This window comes from Pseudomonas protegens, from assembly GCF_003732485.1.
GTDB classification, from domain to species: Bacteria; Pseudomonadota; Gammaproteobacteria; order Pseudomonadales; family Pseudomonadaceae; genus Aquipseudomonas; species Aquipseudomonas protegens_B.
Genome location: NZ_MOAK01000018.1, coordinates 45,252 through 61,635 on the forward strand (window position 1 = coordinate 45,252; position 16,384 = coordinate 61,635).

Here is a 16,384-nt window from a genome sequence, read left to right on the forward strand (position 1 = left end):
CCCGTTCTGAGGCGAACGTCGGGTTTTTCAGGGACAAGCGCACCACGCCGGGGCGAGGCGGGAGGCGCTGGATCGCGGCTGCATATTTTTTATAAGTATTTGTCGCATAAACACAATTTGCTTCCCGGGAGCCGCTCTAGACTGCTGGCCACTTCGATTTGCCCATAATCGAAACCAGCCAATAAAAGTCTCCGCCTCCTGGAGTTATAAATGAACAAGTTTGTGCTGTTTGGTGCCCTGGCACTGTCGCTGTTTTCCTTCACCGCTTCGGCCGACGAGGCCAAGCCGATCCGCATCGGTATCGAAGCCGGCTACCCACCGTTCTCGATGAAGACTCCCGACGGCAAGCTCACCGGTTTCGACGTGGACCTGGGCGATGCCCTGTGTGAACAGATGAAGGTCAAGTGCACCTGGGTCGAGCAGGAATTCGACGGCCTGATCCCGGCGCTGAAAGTGAAGAAGATCGACGCCATCCTGTCGTCCATGACCATCACCGACGATCGCAAGAAGAACGTCGATTTCACCATCAAGTACTACCACACCCCGGCGCGCTTCGTGATGAAGACCGGCACCGCCATCAAGGACCCGCTGACCGAACTCAAGGGCAAGAAAGTCGGTGTGCTGCGCGCCAGTACCCACGACCGTTTCGCCACTGAAGTGCTGGTGCCGGCCGGTATCGACCTGGTGCGCTACGGTTCCCAGCAGGAAGCCAACCTGGACATGGTGTCCGGTCGCGTTGACGCGCTGTTGGCGGACTCGGTCAACCTCGACGACGGTTTCCTGAAAACCGAGGCCGGCAAGGGCTTCGCCTTTGTCGGTCCCGAGTACAACGACCCGAAATACTTCGGTGGCGGTGCCGGCATTGCCGTGCGCAAGGGCGACAAGGAGCTGGCAGAGAAATTCAACACCGCCATCACCGAGATCCGCGCCAACGGCAAGTACAAGCAAGTACAGGACAAGTACTTCGACTTTGATGTCTACGGCGAGTAAGCCGCAGGCTGCAAAGTTTGGCTAAAAAAGGTGGCGCCCGTGATCCGGTCGCCACCTTTTTTGTGCGCCGCTGTCTTATTCTGCGCCACGCCTTTTTTCATCCCCGGAGCCACTATGCAACGCATCGACCATCCCTTGCCCTGGGGCCACCTGGGCACGGCGCGCCAGCTCAGCGTGTTTCGCTTCGGCAACGCTGGCCGCAAGGTGTATATCCAGGCCAGCCTGCACGCCGATGAACTGCCGGGCATGCGCACGGCCTGGGAGCTGAAGCAGCGCCTGGCGGAACTGGAGCGCCAGGGGCGTTTGCAGGGCGTGATCGAGCTGGTGCCGGTGGCCAACCCCATCGGCCTGGACCAGCAGGTTCAGGGCAGTCATCTGGGGCGTTTCGAACTGGGCAGTGGCAAGAACTTCAACCGTGCCTTCGTCGAACTCAGTGGTCCGGTGGGCGACCTGATCGGCAAGCAACTGGGGGGTGACGCGGCGGCCAACGTTGCCCTGATCCGCCGCACCATGCTCCAGGTGCTGGATGAACTACCGGCTCCGGACTCGCAACTGCAAGCCTTGCACCGGCTGCTGTTGCGCCACGCCTGCGACGCCGATATCACCCTCGACCTGCATTGCGATTTCGAGGCGGCGATCCATCTCTACGCCTTGCCCCAGCACTGGCCGCGGTGGCAGCCCCTGGCGGCGCGCCTGAGGGCCGGGGTGGCGCTGCTCTGCGAGGATTCCGGCGGCAGTTCCTTCGACGAATCCTGCTCCTCGCCGTGGCTGCGCCTGGCCCGGGACTTTCCCCGGGCGGCGATTCCCCCGGCCAACCTGGCCGCCACCCTGGAGCTGGGCAGCATGGGCGACACCCGGGTCGAGCAGGCCCGGGCCAACTGTGAAGCCATCCTCGGCTTTCTGGCCGAGCAGGGCCTGATCAGTGGCCAGTGGCCCGCTGCGCCGGATGAATGCTGTGAGGGCATGCCCTTCGAAGGCACCCAATACCTGTTCGCCCCGCACCCGGGGGTGGTCAGTTTTCTGCGGGACGCCGGCGAGTGGGTGGAGCGCGGCGATGCCCTGTTCGAAGTGGTGGACCCCTTGAACGACATCGTCAGCACCGTGCGTGCCGGCATCAGCGGCGTGCTCTTTGCCCTGGATCGCGGTCGCTATACCCAGCCGGGAATCTGGCTGGCCAAGGTGGCCGGACGCGAAGCGATCCGCACCGGCAAGCTGATCAACGACTGACCCGCCAAGGTGACGCCGTCGAGGGTAGAGGCTGGCTTGCCAGCGAAGCCCTCGGCGCGTCCGGCGTCGATCTGCAACCGCCCCTTCGCCGGCAAGCCGGCTCCTACGCCAGATGTGCCCATGTCCCGAGTGTCGCTGTTCATCCGCTTGCTGTTTGCTCTGTGCCTGCTGGCGGCGACCTTCAACCACCTGCGCGCGGCCCTGGATCACGGCCTGCTCTGGGATTATGGCTACGGTGCCGAAACGCCCCTGGCCAGCCGCGCCTTCTGGGGCTCGCTGACCCTGTTCGACCCTCTGGCGGCGCTGCTGTTGTTCGTGTGTCCGCGCTGGGGACTGATCCTGACCCTGGCCATCATCCTGCTGGATGTCCTGCATAACAGTTTCTATGTGGCCGCCCACAGCCAGTGGCTGGAAACCTTCTACCTGTCTCAGGTGGGGTTTTTGCTGGCGGTGGTCGCGTTTTTGCCCCTGGCCTGGCGCGGGTTGCCGGCCAGGGGGTGAGCTCTGGCGCTAGAGTCCGGGCGCTTTTTGTTCCGCTGCGTCGAGCATGCTTCCCAGGCTGATAGGGTCCAGGCAGTCCGCGGCCAGGGCCCGGGCCTTGTAGAAATAGTCCCGGGCCGCGGAGCCGTCAGGACTGCTCTTGAGCGCCAGCAAGTAGTAGCCGTCGGCGCGAAACTGCTCCAGGTTCAGCGGCACCGGGGTGTAGAGGCTCTTCAGCGTGGCCAGCGGCTGCCCCTGTTTGATCTCCGGCATCTGCGCAGGCTTGAAGCAGAAGGAGTTGATGGCCGGCAAAGGGTAGTGCTTCGCATAAGAATCCGCTTGCCCCAGAGCCTTGAGCAGTTGTGCCCGCAGCCGCAGCAGTTCAGGGTCATTGAGCTCGAAACGCTGGTACGCGGTTTCGCAGTCGCGCAACAGTATTACTGCGGCCGCCAGCAAGCCCTGATCCGCAGCGTTTTGGTACAGCGCGCAAGCCTTGTTGTGTTGTGCCTGGTAGTCGTGGCCAGACAAGGTCTTGCGGTTTTCTTCCAGGTTCGCCAGCAGGTAGCTGGCGACTCCATGACCGGCGTCACTGGCCTTGTGCAACTGACTTTCGTAGACCTGCGCGTTCCGCGTGATTTGCTGCATCGCCTGAGCCAGAGCCGGTTTCTGGAGTTGCTGCTCCTGCTCTTGCTCCAGCAATTGCTCGAGCCGTTGCTGATTGTCTTTGGCTATGTCCATGGCCTTCTGCAAGGTGGCCTCGCTCTCGGCGTTGGGCATCGCCTGCGCGGGCGTCCACAGGCCAAGGCTGAGCAGCAGGGGGAGTAAAAGACGCGGTTTCAATGACATTTCCTCCTTGAATTGCCGCGCAGGATACGTCGCATAAAGGCATTATGCTACTACTGTGACAGTGATGCTCCAGGCCCTGCGATGCTAGGCTCTGGCGACCTTTTTTCCCTTCAAGGAGCAACACATGATCCGCTACCTGGCGCTTCTGGCGCTGTTGGCCGCGCCTTGGGTACAGGCTGCCAGCGCCGTGCATGACGACCTGCCGCTGAAGTACCTGGAGCAGGCTCCCAGCGACACCCGCAACCAGCCGTTGGTGATCTTCCTGCATGGCTACGGCAGCAACGAAGCCGACCTGTTCGGTATTCGCGAGCATTTGCCGGCCAGCTACACCTACCTGTCGGCCCGGGCGCCACAGACCCTGGAAGAGGGCAGCTACCAGTGGTTCCACCGCAAGGGGCAGGGCGCCTATGACGGCGTCACCGAGGAGCTTTCCAGCAGCGCCGAACTGATCGGCCAGTTTGTCCGCGGCGCGGTGGCCAAGTACCAGACCCAGCCGGACAAGGTGGTGCTGGTGGGGTTCAGCCAGGGTGCGGTGATGGCCTATGAAGTGGGCCTGCGTCATCCGCAGTCGGTGCGGGGCATTGCCGCCTTGAGCGGGAAGATCCTGCCGCTTTTGGCTTCCCAGGTGAAGAACAACCCGACCTTGCAGCGCCTGGGAATCTTTATTGGCCACGGCACCGCTGACCAGCGCTTGCCCTACAGCGACGGGGTCGAGGCCAATGACCTGCTGCAGGAGCAGTCCCTGAAGCCCGAGTTCCACGCCTACCCGGGCATGGGCCACAGCATCGGCGACGTGGAGATTGAAGACCTCAACCGTTGGCTGCAGGGGCTCAACCCCTGAGCCGAGGGCCGGGTTACTGAGGCAGGATCTGTTTCATCAACGCCGCGTGGCCGGCCTTGTCCGCCCCTCGGGAAATCACCTGGATCACCGCCATGCGGGTGCCGGAGCCGGCGATCAGGGTCGAGTTCAGGGTCAGGCCACCGCCCTGGGTGGCGGTACTGTCGATCTGGCGCACGCCAAGCCCCTTGAGGGTCATGCTCTTTTCACTTTGCTTGCTGAAGTCCGGCAGCGCTGCGGCCTGTTGCGACAGGAAACCGCTGACCGCGGCATCGAGAAAGGCCCCGTCGTTGTCCTTGACCCGAGTACCGTTGGGAATGGTGTTCTGGGCGGCGATCACCACGGTGCGGGTGGTGGCGTTGGAGTACAGGGTGCCGCTGGCGCCCGCGGTGCCGTCGGCCTCGCTGCCGGCCGGCAGGGCCGAGGCGCTGAAGCCCTTGGGCAGGGTGAAGGCCAGCTTGCCGTCGAGCATCGAGACCTTCTCCCCCGGCGCCGGTTTGGCCGAGGACTGGCCGGCGGCAACCGCGTTCAGCGCAGCGAGGCCCGCCACTGCGGCGAACACCAGGACCAGGGCTTTTCTAGCGAAGGATGACATGCACAATCTCCAGGCATTGGATCAAAGGCGCGCATCATCCCACGGCCGTCAGGGCCTGCTCCAGAGGGATTTTTCTCGACGGACCAATGGCCGGGAATGCGTGCCGGCGCGGCTTGTGCCGGCGCGGTGGGCGGCGTTCCGCTTGCCGGTGCGCAAGTCCGCGAGACGGCTTTCGCCGGCAAGCCGGCTCCTACGTGGTTGTTCGAGGTGTGCTCAACAATCGTTTGCTCAGGGCCAGCACCAGCATTGATACCGCCACCCCCAGCACGAAGGCCCACAGCCCCAGCGAGGGCAGGGCCGTGGCCAGCACCAGGCAGAACGCGGCGAAGGAGTACAGGCCGGTGCTCAAGGCACGCAGCAGCACGGTGGTGAAGGCCACACCATGGCTCTGATGGGAGAACACCGCCAATACGCTGCCCAATACCGGGAACACCGCGAGCATGCCGCTCCAGCGTTCGCCGACGGTGCTGGCCAGCAAGGTGACGGCCAGGGTCAACAGGGCCCCGGCGAGCATGCGGTAGACCAGCTTGTCGGACTGAGTGCCGGGCAGGGCGGGCACCGTCCTGACCCGGGGGAACACCCGGGGTGCCAGCAGCAGGGCGCTGGCGGCACAGAAAATGGAAAACCCCAGGGAGGCCGGGACCAGGGCGATCACGCTGGCCAGCAGCACCCAGACCAGGGTGGCGATGCTCAGGGCCCCGGGCCAGGCCAGGGTCTGCGCGGCGTGGGTGTAGGCAACGCTGAAGGCGATCATGGCGAACAATGCCGAGAGGGCAGCCACTGCGGCGTGGGTGGCGAACACCGTGCCCTGCTCCAGGGCCAGAAACAGCAGGATCGGCCCCACCACCACGGGAAAACCCGCGAGCCAGCCGGCAACATTCGGCCCCCAGCGCTTGCTCGCCAGGGAAATCAACAGCAGAAAACCGGGAACTGTCAGCAGTTTCAACAGCAGCATGGGGGGACTCGGCGGATGAACGGTGCGCCACGCTAGCATCCAACCCGGCATTTGGCGCGTACCTGGCAAACAGCGAAGCGTTGGAGAGAGCGGTGCGGTGCGGGTTTTTCTTGTACGAAATATTGTTCCTGAAGCGGTCTTGAACTTTTTGTACAAGTATTTATGGGTTTTTTCTGGATTTTATCGATAAAAATTGTACAGAAATAAAATCCTCGTATAGGTTTTTCAGTGTGGGATGAAGTGATTGCCGGCCGGTTTTCGCGGGCGTGGCAATCACTTTCCGCGCTTTTGGGTTCCCGAGGTCAAGCCCTGGTGGAATCGGGGCTGGGTCAGTTGTGTGGTTGGCCACCTCGGGACCCTTTTTTCCCTGGTGCGTGCAAGGAAATGCCCGCTTCATCAACCTTGCGGAATCTGTGCGCCATGTACGATCCACTCTCCGAACATTTTCACGGCATTCTCCAGGGGCTGGGTGAAGACCCGTCCCGCGAGGGTCTGCGAGACACCCCGCAGCGAGCGTCAAAGGCCTTGCGTTATCTGTGCCATGGTTACGAAACCAGCCTCGAAGCGTTGGTCAACGGTGCGTTGTTCAGCTCCACCAGCGACGAGATGGTGATGGTCCGGAACATCGAGTTGTATTCCCTGTGCGAGCACCATTTGCTGCCCTTCATCGGTCAGGCCCATGTGGCTTACATCCCCACCGGCAAGGTGCTGGGCCTGTCCAAGGTGGCGCGGATTGTCGACATGTATGCGCGACGCCTGCAGATCCAGGAAAACCTGACCCGGCAGATCGCCGAGGCGATCCAGGAAGTGACCGGGGCCGCCGGGGTGGCGGTGGTCATCGAAGCGCGGCACATGTGCATGATGATGCGCGGGGTCGAGAAGCAGAATTCATTGATGAACACCTCGGTGATGCTGGGGGCCTTTCGCGAATCCAGCAGCACCCGCCAGGAGTTTCTCCAACTGTTGCGCAGGCAGCCTTGAATGAAGCGCATCCGGCGAGTGAGCGCGGCCCGGTGGTTGTGGCTGCTGCTGATGCTGTTCGGCGCTACGGCCAGTGCCGGCTGGCAAGCGTCGTTGCCCAATGCCCGGCTGCTGGGCAGCGGTGAGTTCAGCTGGTTCGGCTTCAAGGTCTACAGCGCGCGGCTCTGGGGTACGGCGTTGCCATTGGCGGCCGACAGCCCCTTTGCCCTGGAGTTGACCTACCGGCGCACGATCCGCCGTGACGAGCTGGTGCAGGCCAGCCTGGATGAGATCCAGCGCTTGTCCGGCACGGCGGTGAGTGCGGCGCAACTCAAGGATTGGCAGGCGCAGATGCAGCGCGCCTTTGTCGATGTCGAACCGGGCCAGCGCATCACCGGGGTGTTCCTGCCCGGTCGCGGGGTACAGTTCTTTGTCGACCAGCGCTTGCAGCACAGGGTCGACGACGAGGCCTTCGCCCGAGCGTTCTTCGCCATCTGGCTCGACCCGCGCACCCGCAATCCGCAGTTGCGCGCACAACTGCTGGGCCGATAGCGGGCGCAGCACAGGAGATGTTCCATGCTCAAGCAATACTTGCTGGTGCTGTGCCTCGGCCTGGTCGCTTGCAGCGACACCGACGTCAAGCAGTACCGTGACCAGAAGCCCGAACTGGAACTGCGGCAGTTCTTCAGTGGCCGGGTGGAGGCCTGGGGCCTGTTCCAGAAGCGCTCAGGCGAGGTGATCAAGCGCTTCCATGTGCAGATCGACAGCCGCAGCGAAGGCGAGAAGTTCATCATGCACGAGGAATTTACCTACAGCGATGGCACCCGCCAGACCCGGGTCTGGACCCTGGTCCCGACGGGCCCCGGCCTGTGGCGCGGGACCGCCGACGATGTGGTCGGCGAGGCCCTTGGCGAAGTCTCCGGCAATGCCCTGCGCTGGCGCTACGTGCTCAACCTGCCGGTGGACGGCACCACCTATCAGGTGCACTTCGATGACTGGATGTACCTGTTGGACGAAAACACCCTGGCCAATCGTTCCTACATGACCCAGTTCGGTTTCGAGCTGGGGCAGGTGACCCTGTTCTTCCGCCGTCAGCCCGGCTGATGGGGGATAGCTCCGAGTGTCAGGACGGGTCGTCGAGAAAGCGCCCGCGATGGTCGGGGCTGGGCAGCAGGCAGACGTCGTGCCGACCGAACCAGCGGTAGCGGTTGCCGGCGATACGGTCGTAGCCCCAGTCCCGCAGTGGCCGGGGAATCCAGCGCAGCAGGCGCAGCCAGCGCCAGGGGGTGGGCAGTTGCGCCATCAGGCGGATAAAGGCCTCGGAGCGTTGGGACAGACCCCGGTCCTCGATCAGTAGCACTGTGTCGAACTGCTCGGTGGGCTGGCCGAACCATTTCAGCAGCGCCTGGCCCTGGGGCGATTGCATCGACGCCAGTTTGATTCGCCGCTGGCTGTCGTGGCGGATAACGAAACGCACCGAGGCATTGCACAGCTTGCACACACCATCGAACAGCAGCACCCGGTCGCCGGGTTGCAGGAAGGGGGGCTGGGTGTCGGGTTCTGGAGCTGTCGCAGCGCTGTTCACGGGGCCACCTTGGGCGGGAAATCGACGCCTGCAGCAGGCGTCGCAAGGGTGTGGAGTGGCTGCAGCATACTCGCCTTCCGGGTGAAGATTCAGGCTTGGGTGCCTGCGCTGAAACCTCTAAGCTGGGCCCTTGCGTCAATTCGTCGTGGAAATCCCCGTGAAATTCAGCCTACCGAACATAGCCACCGCCCCTTTTTGTCCGCCGGAAGTGGCGGGCTCCGTGTCCGTCGATCCCGGCGCTTCGCTGTTCAAGCGCCTGCTGCGTTTTGCCGGTCCCGGGTTGCTGATTTCCATCGGTTACATGGACCCGGGCAACTGGGCCACGGCCATCGAGGCGGGGTCGCGCTATGGCTACAACCTGCTGTTCGTGGTGTTGCTGGCGAGCCTGGCCGGCATGGCGGTGCAATGCCTGTGCTCACGCCTGGGCATCGCCACCGGGCGCGATCTGGCGCAGCTCTGTCGGGAGCGCTACAGCCCCCGTTCGGCCCGGGCCCAGTGGCTGGCGGCAGAGGTGTCGATCATCGCCACCGACCTGGCGGAAGTGCTGGGGTGTGCCCTGGCGTTCCACCTGTTGCTGGGGGTGTCCCTGAGCACCGGGATTGTCATCACCGCCTTCGATACGCTGTTGGTCCTGGCTTTGCAGAACCGCGGCTTTCGCCGGCTGGAGGCGATCATGCTGGCGCTGGTGGCGACCATCGGCGTGTGTTTCTTCATTGAACTGCTGCTGATCAAACCCTACTGGCCGGACGTGGCCCGGGGCTTTACCCCCTCGCTTTCGGCCATCAGCGACGCCGCGCCGCTGTACCTGGCCATCGGCATCCTTGGCGCCACGGTGATGCCCCACAACCTGTACCTGCACACTTCGGTGGTGCAGACCCGCTTGATCGGCCAGGACCGGGCCAGCCGCGCCGATGCCATCAAGCTGGCGCGGATCGATACCATCGGCTCCCTGGCCCTGGCGCTGCTGGTGAACGCGGCGATCCTGATCCTCGCCGCCGCGGCCTTCCACAACACCGGCCACAGCGACGTGGTGGAGATCCAGGATGCCTACCACCTGCTGGACCCGCTGGTGGGCGGAGCCCTGGCCAGCGTGCTGTTCGGCGTGGCGCTGCTGGCCTCGGGGCAGAGCTCGACCTTTACCGGGACCATTGCCGGGCAGGTGATCATGGAGGGTTACCTGAACCTGCGGATTCCCTGCTGGCAGCGACGCCTGATCACCCGGGGGCTGGCGCTGATTCCGGCGTTCATTGGCGTCTGGCTGCTGGGGGATGGCGCCGTGGGCCAACTGCTGGTGTTGAGCCAGGTGGTGCTGAGCCTGCAACTGCCGTTTGCCCTGTACCCGCTGATCCGCATGACCAACGACCGGCGCCTGATGGGCGAATTCGTCAACCGCTGGCCGACGCGATGGCTGGCCTGGAGCCTGTTCGCCGTGATCAGCGCAGCCAACACCTGGCTTTTGCTGGCGTTGATCATTTGAACGCGTATGCCCCTTCGCCTTGGGATTGAGAGGATGTTTCAAACGGCGCAGGTTGTAATTTTCTGATGGAGTTATTTTAAGTTGTCTCTCTTTTTTTCTCAAACGATCTGGCAGCGTTTGGAACTATAAGGAGAGAAAGTTCTAATGTGATAAGTGGAGTGTGGATGCTAAAAAGGTGGAGGATAATCTATCTATGCAATGACTTTATGAGGGCTGGCTTCGTGCTTATTGAAATGTACTTGTATGATCTGCTCGGCGTTGCTGAGCGGTAAGGAAAAATTCTGTGTTGTATTTCAGATGACTTCGCGTGTTTGCCGATTTTTCATGTTTTCTGCTTCGGAGTTTAGGCTGTATTTTCTTGTGAGTTCTTCGGTGAGGGGAGTAGGGAAGTTGTATTTTTTATGATGCGCGAGCCATATTCATGGTTGAAGCTATTATTCATAGATCAAGTTGTAGGGGGCGTGTTCGCTGCGATATCGCGGTCACGCATAAAATTCAGTAGCGGTTGAGTGTTTGTCTTGCTAGCTCCGGAAAGGTCGGGAGCTAGCATGAGATTTTATGTTTATAAACTTGAATGTCTGGGGCGATTAATCTGGAGCTACGGAATGGTAGCATGGCGACATCTTAGCGATTGTCGTGTTGGACTGTTTGTTAATGGATGTTTTTATTTCTTAGTCAATCCGGAAGAACAGTGTTTCGAGCGCAAAAGGATATGTTATTTGCCAGCCAGTCAAAGTCGAAATAGCTTAAGACTTGTGCTGCTTTGGATAAGGCTAGGCAGGGGTCCAGGCTGTTGGTTATTCCGAGGGGGCCTAGGACTATCGAGCTGGCTATAAGAAAAATACATGTCTTTTTGTTACTGTACAAAAAGATACAGACAGAATCTCTCAGTGAGGAATCCCTATGCAAAAAAATAGAAATAGTAATAAAGATATTGGTGATGGCTAACGACCACCATCTAAAGTGATCGCTTCCTAGTGGATAAAGTGCTAGCGGAGACAGCGATGCAAGCATAACCAGAAACATTGGTTTGCTAAGCTTGGGTTTGTTATTCGACTTAATGAATTTTCTTGTTAGGAAAGCCATTGGTAATAAAATGAATGTAAATGCGATTAAGCTGTGAAGAATGTATCTGATTGATGCTCCAGCATGTGCTGTTCTGTTTATATTTTGGATAATTCCTCCTTTGTATATAACATCTAGCGAGTCACTGACAACCCAGTTTCCGTATTTTTCCCTAGAGAGTAGTAGGTCTCTTTCTAGGTTTGCATGGCTAAGTAACCCTTGTGTGGAAACTATGTAGGTGACTGCCAGTAGAGCTATGAGTGTCAGGAGTTTAATTGGTAGTTTGTTGGGCTCTGGCTCAATATATATCCAGTAAGCAATAACCAATGGTACATACATAAAAAAAGAAGCTTCATGTGCGAGTATTGAAGTACTCATCGAAATAAGTACAATCAATGCAGTCAGTGGGCCACGGAATCTTGTTATAAAAAGCATTGAGGTTAAGGCGAGAGCTAAGCAGAAGGTATCATATCTGCCTGGGTCGTAAATGAAATGTTGGAGGGTTGCTGGGTGGGTGAGTGCAATAAAGAAAAAAATCCAGATGCCGGCTTTTCCACTTTTCGTGACAGGTGCGTAGAATAAGATTGTGAGGAGGGCAAGTGTACTGCTAAGTATGATGTACGAGGTTATGGCGATATTGTTGCGGTCGATATGGTCTACAAGTAGTCTTAGCGCTTCACCTAGTAGCCCTCTTTTGACAAAGCTTTCAGAGTAATTGAAAAGCCACTGCGTGGAGTTCCAGTCGCTAATTACAGTGTGCGATCTGAAGAATATTAGGGTTGATAAGAAGATGAATAGCAGCAGCATCACTTTTTTTGAGGGTGGATGAGTTTCATGATTGTATTGAATCATAGGGGTGTCCTGGATTTTAGCTCTTGAGAATAGTGGGCTGAATATTTAAAATCTTTTTGAATGGGTATGTTATTTATGTAATTGGTTTTTAGATGTTTGTGTAAAAACTGTAGATCGTTTTTTGTAATTGCCGTTATTTAGTGTGTGTCGCTCACGCTACGAATGTTGCTATACCACAGACTGATAGCTCCAATTCCCACTGCGAACCACAGTGTGGCGAGTCTTATCAGTACTGTTGCTGCGATAGCATCAGGGGTGGGCATACCTTTCCACACCAGCAGGCTAACCATCACTGCTTCGGCACCGCCTAAGCCTCCCGGCATGAAACTTAAGGCACCTGCTAGCATTGCCAGAGCGTATACGAATACAGCGAATGTGGGAGTGATCTCGGCTCCCATCCAAGAAAGAATCCAATAGAACGCGAGTGCTTCTGAGCTCCAAGCAATAATACTTAACAACGTTGCGCTAAGTAGTAGGTGTAAGCGGTGGCAGGCTTGGGCGTCTAACAAAATCTGAAGAAGGTGTCTTACCAAGTTGAATAGTTTGTGATTTCGTTTATCAACCAGTTTGAGCGATCCTTCGATTACCCGACGTTGAGAAAATGCCAGGAGACCGATAAGAGCCAATAGGGTGGCAAGGAGAACCATCGATTGGGCTGCGGGGTACTGAGTTAAGCCGAATAGTGTCAGCAATACCACCGCAATCAGGTCTGACAATCGCTCACTGAAAAAAGCCGCAAAGCTCTTGGAGTAGGGGACGCCCCAAGGTTTTAGGAGTACTCCACGCAGCGCCTCTCCAGCTTTGCCTGGGGTGGTAGTTAAGGCAAAGCCGGAAAGATAGATTCTGAGACTCGGTTGCCAGGCGATGGGGTATCCCAGAGCTTTCAGATAGCCTTGCCAGCGCAAAAAGCGTAATGCGTAGTTTAACGATGACATCAACAGGGCTATGGCAATGCCGATAGCCCCTACCTCTTTGATTGCCGCGTTGACGGCCTGCCAGCCCCCCCACAGGGAGAAGAGTAGATATCCCAAAGCTGACAGTACGACCGAGAAGATGACGGCCCGATACTTCCAGCCAGATAGATAGTTGGCCTCACTCACAAATTGAGTCTCTTGAAAATAGGCTGCGGAATACTACGAATGATCAACATGATCAATGCCCAGAATCCGGGCGCATAAAGGACCGCAGCTTTGCTATTGATTCCCTTGACGATCCGTATAGCAACCTGTTCTGGAGTTGCCACCATCGGGCGTGGGAGAGCAAGTCCCTGAGTCATTGGAGTATCTACAAACCCCGGCTTAATGGTGGTTACATATACGCCAGCTTTGAACAGGCGTGCCCTCAGGCCTTCGCAGAAGGTGGATACAGCGGCCTTCGCGGTACCGTAAAGATAGTTGGAGGGGCGTCCACGGTCACCTGCGACAGACGAAATGACCGCCAGGCTACCGCACCGCTGAGTTTCCAGGTGGTTGGCCAGAAGACTGAGCAGGGCGATAACCGAAGTACCATTCGTAGCAAACTCTTGCAGGGCGACTTTAGTATCCCGTTCACAGGCTTTTTGATCAGGTAAGGTGCCGTGTGCGATGAGGATAATGTCGATTTGCTGCATTGCGGCCAAGCAACTCTCGAGCATTGCTGGATGCTCATCCAGATGATTGACATCCATGTAATGCTGGTGAACGGCCTTTGCTCCTCGAACGCTTAGATCCGCTGCAGTATGCTGCAGTTTTTCTTCGTTGCGCGCGACCAGGAATAATTCATTTCCTTGCTCGGCCCACAAGCGGGCGCAGGCTGTAGCAATTGCTGAAGTGGCGCCGATTATCAGTACTCGTTTCATGTTGTGACTCTTTTCCAAAAGCGGGACATCAGGGTGGGGTCGCGTAATTTTTCCAGCTCTTCCCATGCAGGGTAAGCCCGACGAAAGTGCTCACCACTCATATGCGCATCCTTGGCCGGGTACAATCTGCCGCCAGCGTCATGAACGATGCTGTCAAGGCGCTGAAAAAGTGCGTTGAGCTTGTTGGCCTGTGGAAAGTCCAAGGCCAAGGAGGTACCTGGTAATGGGAATGACAGGAGTCCGGGCGAACTGATGTCGCCGCAACGTTTGAGGACTGCAAGGAATGAGCCCTGCCCAGTATCGGCAATCGTCTTCAGTAAAAGATGCATCGTGGGTGCTGCTGCGTCATCTGGAATTACACACTGGTATTGCTGGAAGCCTTTACTGCCATAGATACGGTTCCAGTGCAGGATGCGATCCAGTGGGTAAAAGAACGGCTCATAGCTAGCTCGACCGATTGTTCGGCGATTAGGGTGCAATCTCCAATATGCCTCATTGAATGCATGCAGTGAGGCATTATTGATCATTGAGAAAGGTAGAGTAATTGGGACGCTGAGCTTCGAACGCTGCTCAATTTCCAAGGAGCCGTAGGGCGCATGGTCGCCAACGACAAATACCCCTCGTCCAGTGTTAGGGCCTTTTGCCAGGCAATCTATCCAGGCCACGCTGTATTCATGTTGGTGATCGAGCTCGGCGGATAAGGTAAAGAACTCCGCCAGATTGTCGAAGCGAACGGTAACAGTATCGATCTGACTGGCTCGGATCGGTATCAGTTGAATCTCCACCCAACTAATGATCCCTGTGAGACCAAGACCGCCAATTGTTGCTGTATACAACTGTGGGTTTTCAGTTGGGGAGCATATCAGTGTGCCCTGTTCGTGCCGCACCAATCCGAAGCGCCGTACATGTTTGCCGAAGGTGCCGCGCAGATGATGATTTTTACCATGAACGTCATTGGCTACTGCGCCGCCCAGAGTGACGAACTGAGTTCCGGGAGTGACTGCCAAGAACCATCCCTTGGGGACGGCAACGGCGAGAATGTCGGCCAGCGTTACGCCGGCCTCTGCTAGTAACCTACCGTTTTGCCAGTCAGCCTGAATAAAGCGGTTGAGGCCTCGCATATCCAGTACTTGGTTGCTGTTCGCCAGGCAACTGTCACCGTAGCTTCGGCCGTTGCCGTAAGCGAGAGTATCGGAATGAATCTTGGTGATATGACTCAACTGGCAGGCTATGTCATCACGCCAGTTACAGTTATATGCTGTCTGAGGCTCGTGAGGGTAGTTTCCCCAGCTATGTAACGAAGTGCTCATGCAGCCACCCAGAACACCAGGCCGAACAAGATGCCTACTAATATGCTGACTTTATCTTTAATGGCAAAAACTACCGGATCATCATGCATCTCGCCCCGATGCGTCAGCATCCATATCCGGGTAGTCCAAAACAATAATAACGGGCAGGCCAGCCAGATAATCTGAGGGTAGGAGTACAGGCCGATAGTGGCTTGTTCGTGGATGTAAAGCGCCAGAACCATGACCGCCATGTATCCAGAGGATGCCCCCAGGGATGAGATCATTTCCAGGTCTGCTGGGTAGTAACCTCGTCCCCTGGTTTTTTCGGTACGACCTTTACGACGTGCGTCCCAGAGTTCGGCGTATCGTTTGACCAGCGCTAAGCTGAGGAAGATAAACATCGAAAAAGCCAGCATCCAGAACGTCATTATGAGTTCCATTGCTGCGGCTCCAGCGATGATCCTGATGGTATAAAGCAGCGCCAGGGCTATCACATCGATTGCCATATAACGCTTCAGGGAGAGTGAGTAGCCCAAGGTCAGTAAGTAATAGGTCGCCATGACGGCGGCAAATTGCCAGGGTAACAACAGTAGTGCACCACTGAAGGCACTGATTATTAAAAGAGGAAAGACCTTAAGGCCGGAGCTAATTGTTAAGCGCCCTGATGCAAACGGACGGTGGCGTTTGCTGTGGTGATGACGGTCGTCTGTCAGGTCGAGCAGGTCATTGAGTAAATACACGCTTGAGGCGCATAGACCGAATAGAACAAAAGCCAGAACTCCTTGCCATAGCAATGTCAGGTTGGTGAGTTGATGGGCGGCCAGCAGTGGGGCGAAAATCAGTACGTTTTTCATCCATTGATGCAGCCTTAGTGCTTTCGTCCAGTCCTTCAGCGAAGAGGATTTTGAACGGATAACTTGTTGCACGTTGCCATGTGCAGCAGCTCGATGTTCAACGCCTTTGTCTGGGTTGACTACATAGGCATATCTTGCCGCTTCCCATACAGGAATATCGTCGTGGGAGTTTCCTGCATAGTCAAACCCCTGGTCGCCATAATGCTGGATCAGTAAGTCGCGTTTTTGCTTGCCTGAGAGGTTTTGACTTGAGGTCGTGGCTAGGACCTGATCAAACAGGTTCAGATGCTCTGCGATCTGTTTGGCCAGTGAGTAGTGGCTGGCTGTCGCGAGGACTATGCGACGCCCTAGGCTGCGCTCGGTTTTGATCAGTTCAATGACCTGCGGATCATAGGGGAGGACGCTGACATCGATATTATTCGCAAGGGCAAGCCCCTCCTTGAGAGCCGCTTTTCCTCTGGTTAGCCAGATTAACGGCTTGAACAGACTCAAAGGTTGGTTGCGTAAGAAGGTCATGCCTGTTTCAAAAAGGAG

At 57.6% G+C, this 16,384-nt stretch carries 17 protein-coding genes; 8 read left to right on the forward strand and 9 right to left on the reverse strand.

The window, feature by feature from the left end; genetic code table 11:
- Positions 1 to 210: 210 nt before the first annotated feature.
- The 3 genes from BLX41_RS02090 to BLX41_RS02100 all read left to right on the forward strand — a co-directional run bounded on the left by BLX41_RS02090 (position 211) and on the right by BLX41_RS02100 (position 2,718).
- Positions 211 to 990 (forward strand): ABC transporter substrate-binding protein, encoded by a 780-nt coding sequence (locus BLX41_RS02090; RefSeq protein WP_123723573.1) that lies wholly within the window; start codon positions 211 to 213, stop codon positions 988 to 990.
- Between the two features lie 114 nt (positions 991 to 1,104).
- On the forward strand, positions 1,105 to 2,217 hold the full coding sequence (locus tag BLX41_RS02095; protein WP_123723574.1) for a succinylglutamate desuccinylase/aspartoacylase family protein: 1,113 nt from the start codon (positions 1,105 to 1,107) through the stop codon (positions 2,215 to 2,217).
- A 120-nt stretch (positions 2,218 to 2,337) separates the two neighbouring features.
- On the forward strand, positions 2,338 to 2,718 hold the full coding sequence (locus BLX41_RS02100) for a hypothetical protein (RefSeq protein WP_185073339.1): 381 nt from the start codon (positions 2,338 to 2,340) through the stop codon (positions 2,716 to 2,718).
- 9 nt (positions 2,719 to 2,727) lie between these two features.
- On the opposite strand, the gene BLX41_RS02105 is transcribed toward BLX41_RS02100, so the two are convergent.
- Positions 2,728 to 3,543 (reverse strand): hypothetical protein, encoded by an 816-nt coding sequence (locus BLX41_RS02105; protein ID WP_148059674.1) that lies wholly within the window; start codon positions 3,541 to 3,543, stop codon positions 2,728 to 2,730.
- Positions 3,544 to 3,667: 124 nt separating this feature from the next.
- Here BLX41_RS02105 and BLX41_RS02110 point away from each other — a divergent pair, with 124 nt between their 5' ends.
- Positions 3,668 to 4,384 carry an alpha/beta hydrolase gene (locus BLX41_RS02110; protein WP_123723576.1) on the forward strand — a complete coding sequence of 239 codons (717 nt, stop codon included), beginning with the start codon at positions 3,668 to 3,670 and terminating at the stop codon, positions 4,382 to 4,384.
- 13 nt (positions 4,385 to 4,397) lie between these two features.
- Here the strand turns inward: BLX41_RS02110 and BLX41_RS02115 are convergent, their stop codons facing one another.
- Together BLX41_RS02115 and BLX41_RS02120 are read right to left on the reverse strand one after the other, a co-directional pair.
- On the reverse strand, positions 4,398 to 4,976 hold the full coding sequence (locus BLX41_RS02115; protein WP_123723577.1) for a DcrB/PsbP domain-containing protein: 579 nt from the start codon (positions 4,974 to 4,976) through the stop codon (positions 4,398 to 4,400).
- A gap of 190 nt (positions 4,977 to 5,166) precedes the next feature.
- Positions 5,167 to 5,931: a hypothetical protein gene (locus BLX41_RS02120; RefSeq protein ID WP_123723578.1), complete on the reverse strand. Its 765-nt coding sequence runs from the start codon at positions 5,929 to 5,931 to the stop codon at positions 5,167 to 5,169.
- Between the two features lie 420 nt (positions 5,932 to 6,351).
- Between BLX41_RS02120 and folE the strand changes: the two genes are divergently transcribed.
- Genes folE through BLX41_RS02135 form a run of 3 tightly spaced genes read left to right on the forward strand, consistent with a single transcriptional unit; the run spans position 6,352 to position 7,995 of the window.
- Positions 6,352 to 6,912 carry a GTP cyclohydrolase I FolE gene (gene folE, locus BLX41_RS02125; protein ID WP_123723579.1) on the forward strand — a complete coding sequence of 187 codons (561 nt, stop codon included), beginning with the start codon at positions 6,352 to 6,354 and terminating at the stop codon, positions 6,910 to 6,912.
- Entirely contained in the window at positions 6,913 to 7,443 is a 531-nt protein-coding gene (locus BLX41_RS02130; protein ID WP_123723580.1) for a chalcone isomerase family protein, read from the forward strand.
- A 24-nt stretch (positions 7,444 to 7,467) separates the two neighbouring features.
- Positions 7,468 to 7,995 (forward strand): DUF3833 domain-containing protein, encoded by a 528-nt coding sequence (locus BLX41_RS02135; protein ID WP_123723581.1) that lies wholly within the window; start codon positions 7,468 to 7,470, stop codon positions 7,993 to 7,995.
- Positions 7,996 to 8,014: 19 nt separating this feature from the next.
- On the opposite strand, the gene BLX41_RS02140 is transcribed toward BLX41_RS02135, so the two are convergent.
- Positions 8,015 to 8,476: a thiol-disulfide oxidoreductase DCC family protein gene (locus BLX41_RS02140; RefSeq protein ID WP_123723582.1), complete on the reverse strand. Its 462-nt coding sequence runs from the start codon at positions 8,474 to 8,476 to the stop codon at positions 8,015 to 8,017.
- A gap of 157 nt (positions 8,477 to 8,633) precedes the next feature.
- Between BLX41_RS02140 and BLX41_RS02145 the strand changes: the two genes are divergently transcribed.
- Positions 8,634 to 9,953 (forward strand): Nramp family divalent metal transporter, encoded by a 1,320-nt coding sequence (locus tag BLX41_RS02145; protein ID WP_123723583.1) that lies wholly within the window; start codon positions 8,634 to 8,636, stop codon positions 9,951 to 9,953.
- Positions 9,954 to 10,628: 675 nt separating this feature from the next.
- Here BLX41_RS02145 and BLX41_RS33305 read toward each other — a convergent pair.
- From BLX41_RS33305 to BLX41_RS02165, 5 genes are all read right to left on the reverse strand, one after another.
- The gene (locus tag BLX41_RS33305) at positions 10,629 to 11,870 is read right to left on the reverse strand and encodes a hypothetical protein (RefSeq protein ID WP_148059675.1); all 1,242 of its coding nucleotides are present in this window, start codon (positions 11,868 to 11,870) and stop codon (positions 10,629 to 10,631) included.
- Between the two features lie 137 nt (positions 11,871 to 12,007).
- Positions 12,008 to 12,970: a lysylphosphatidylglycerol synthase transmembrane domain-containing protein gene (locus BLX41_RS02150; protein ID WP_123723584.1), complete on the reverse strand. Its 963-nt coding sequence runs from the start codon at positions 12,968 to 12,970 to the stop codon at positions 12,008 to 12,010.
- Complete coding sequence (locus BLX41_RS02155) at positions 12,967 to 13,707, reverse strand: SDR family oxidoreductase (RefSeq protein ID WP_123723585.1); 741 nt, start codon at positions 13,705 to 13,707, stop codon at positions 12,967 to 12,969. Before BLX41_RS02155 ends, BLX41_RS02150 begins: the two co-directional genes overlap by 4 nt.
- Positions 13,704 to 15,017: an FAD-binding oxidoreductase gene (locus BLX41_RS02160; RefSeq protein WP_123723586.1), complete on the reverse strand. Its 1,314-nt coding sequence runs from the start codon at positions 15,015 to 15,017 to the stop codon at positions 13,704 to 13,706. Before BLX41_RS02160 ends, BLX41_RS02155 begins: the two co-directional genes overlap by 4 nt.
- Positions 15,014 to 16,384, reverse strand: a 1,371-nt coding sequence (locus BLX41_RS02165; protein ID WP_259744332.1) for a UbiA family prenyltransferase, incomplete at its 5' end; no start/stop codon positions are given. The genes BLX41_RS02165 and BLX41_RS02160, both read right to left, overlap by 4 nt.

Bases quoted from the DNA above. Each gene is read 5' to 3' on its own strand.
- BLX41_RS02100 (WP_185073339.1), top strand. From the start codon at position 2,338: ATGTCCCGAGTGTCGCTGTTCATCCGCTTGCTGTTTGCTCTGTGCCTG.
- BLX41_RS02115 (WP_123723577.1), bottom strand. From the start codon at position 4,976: ATGTCATCCTTCGCTAGAAAAGCCCTGGTCCTGGTGTTCGCCGCAGTG.
- folE (WP_123723579.1), top strand. From the start codon at position 6,352: ATGTACGATCCACTCTCCGAACATTTTCACGGCATTCTCCAGGGGCTG.
- BLX41_RS02130 (WP_123723580.1), top strand. From the start codon at position 6,913: ATGAAGCGCATCCGGCGAGTGAGCGCGGCCCGGTGGTTGTGGCTGCTG.
- BLX41_RS02160 (WP_123723586.1), bottom strand. From the start codon at position 15,017: ATGAGCACTTCGTTACATAGCTGGGGAAACTACCCTCACGAGCCTCAG.
- BLX41_RS02105 (WP_148059674.1), bottom strand. From the start codon at position 3,543: ATGTCATTGAAACCGCGTCTTTTACTCCCCCTGCTGCTCAGCCTTGGC.
- BLX41_RS02090 (WP_123723573.1), top strand. From the start codon at position 211: ATGAACAAGTTTGTGCTGTTTGGTGCCCTGGCACTGTCGCTGTTTTCC.
- BLX41_RS02120 (WP_123723578.1), bottom strand. From the start codon at position 5,931: ATGCTGCTGTTGAAACTGCTGACAGTTCCCGGTTTTCTGCTGTTGATT.
- BLX41_RS02095 (WP_123723574.1), top strand. From the start codon at position 1,105: ATGCAACGCATCGACCATCCCTTGCCCTGGGGCCACCTGGGCACGGCG.
- BLX41_RS33305 (WP_148059675.1), bottom strand. From the start codon at position 11,870: ATGATTCAATACAATCATGAAACTCATCCACCCTCAAAAAAAGTGATG.
- BLX41_RS02135 (WP_123723581.1), top strand. From the start codon at position 7,468: ATGCTCAAGCAATACTTGCTGGTGCTGTGCCTCGGCCTGGTCGCTTGC.
- BLX41_RS02110 (WP_123723576.1), top strand. From the start codon at position 3,668: ATGATCCGCTACCTGGCGCTTCTGGCGCTGTTGGCCGCGCCTTGGGTA.
- BLX41_RS02155 (WP_123723585.1), bottom strand. From the start codon at position 13,707: ATGAAACGAGTACTGATAATCGGCGCCACTTCAGCAATTGCTACAGCC.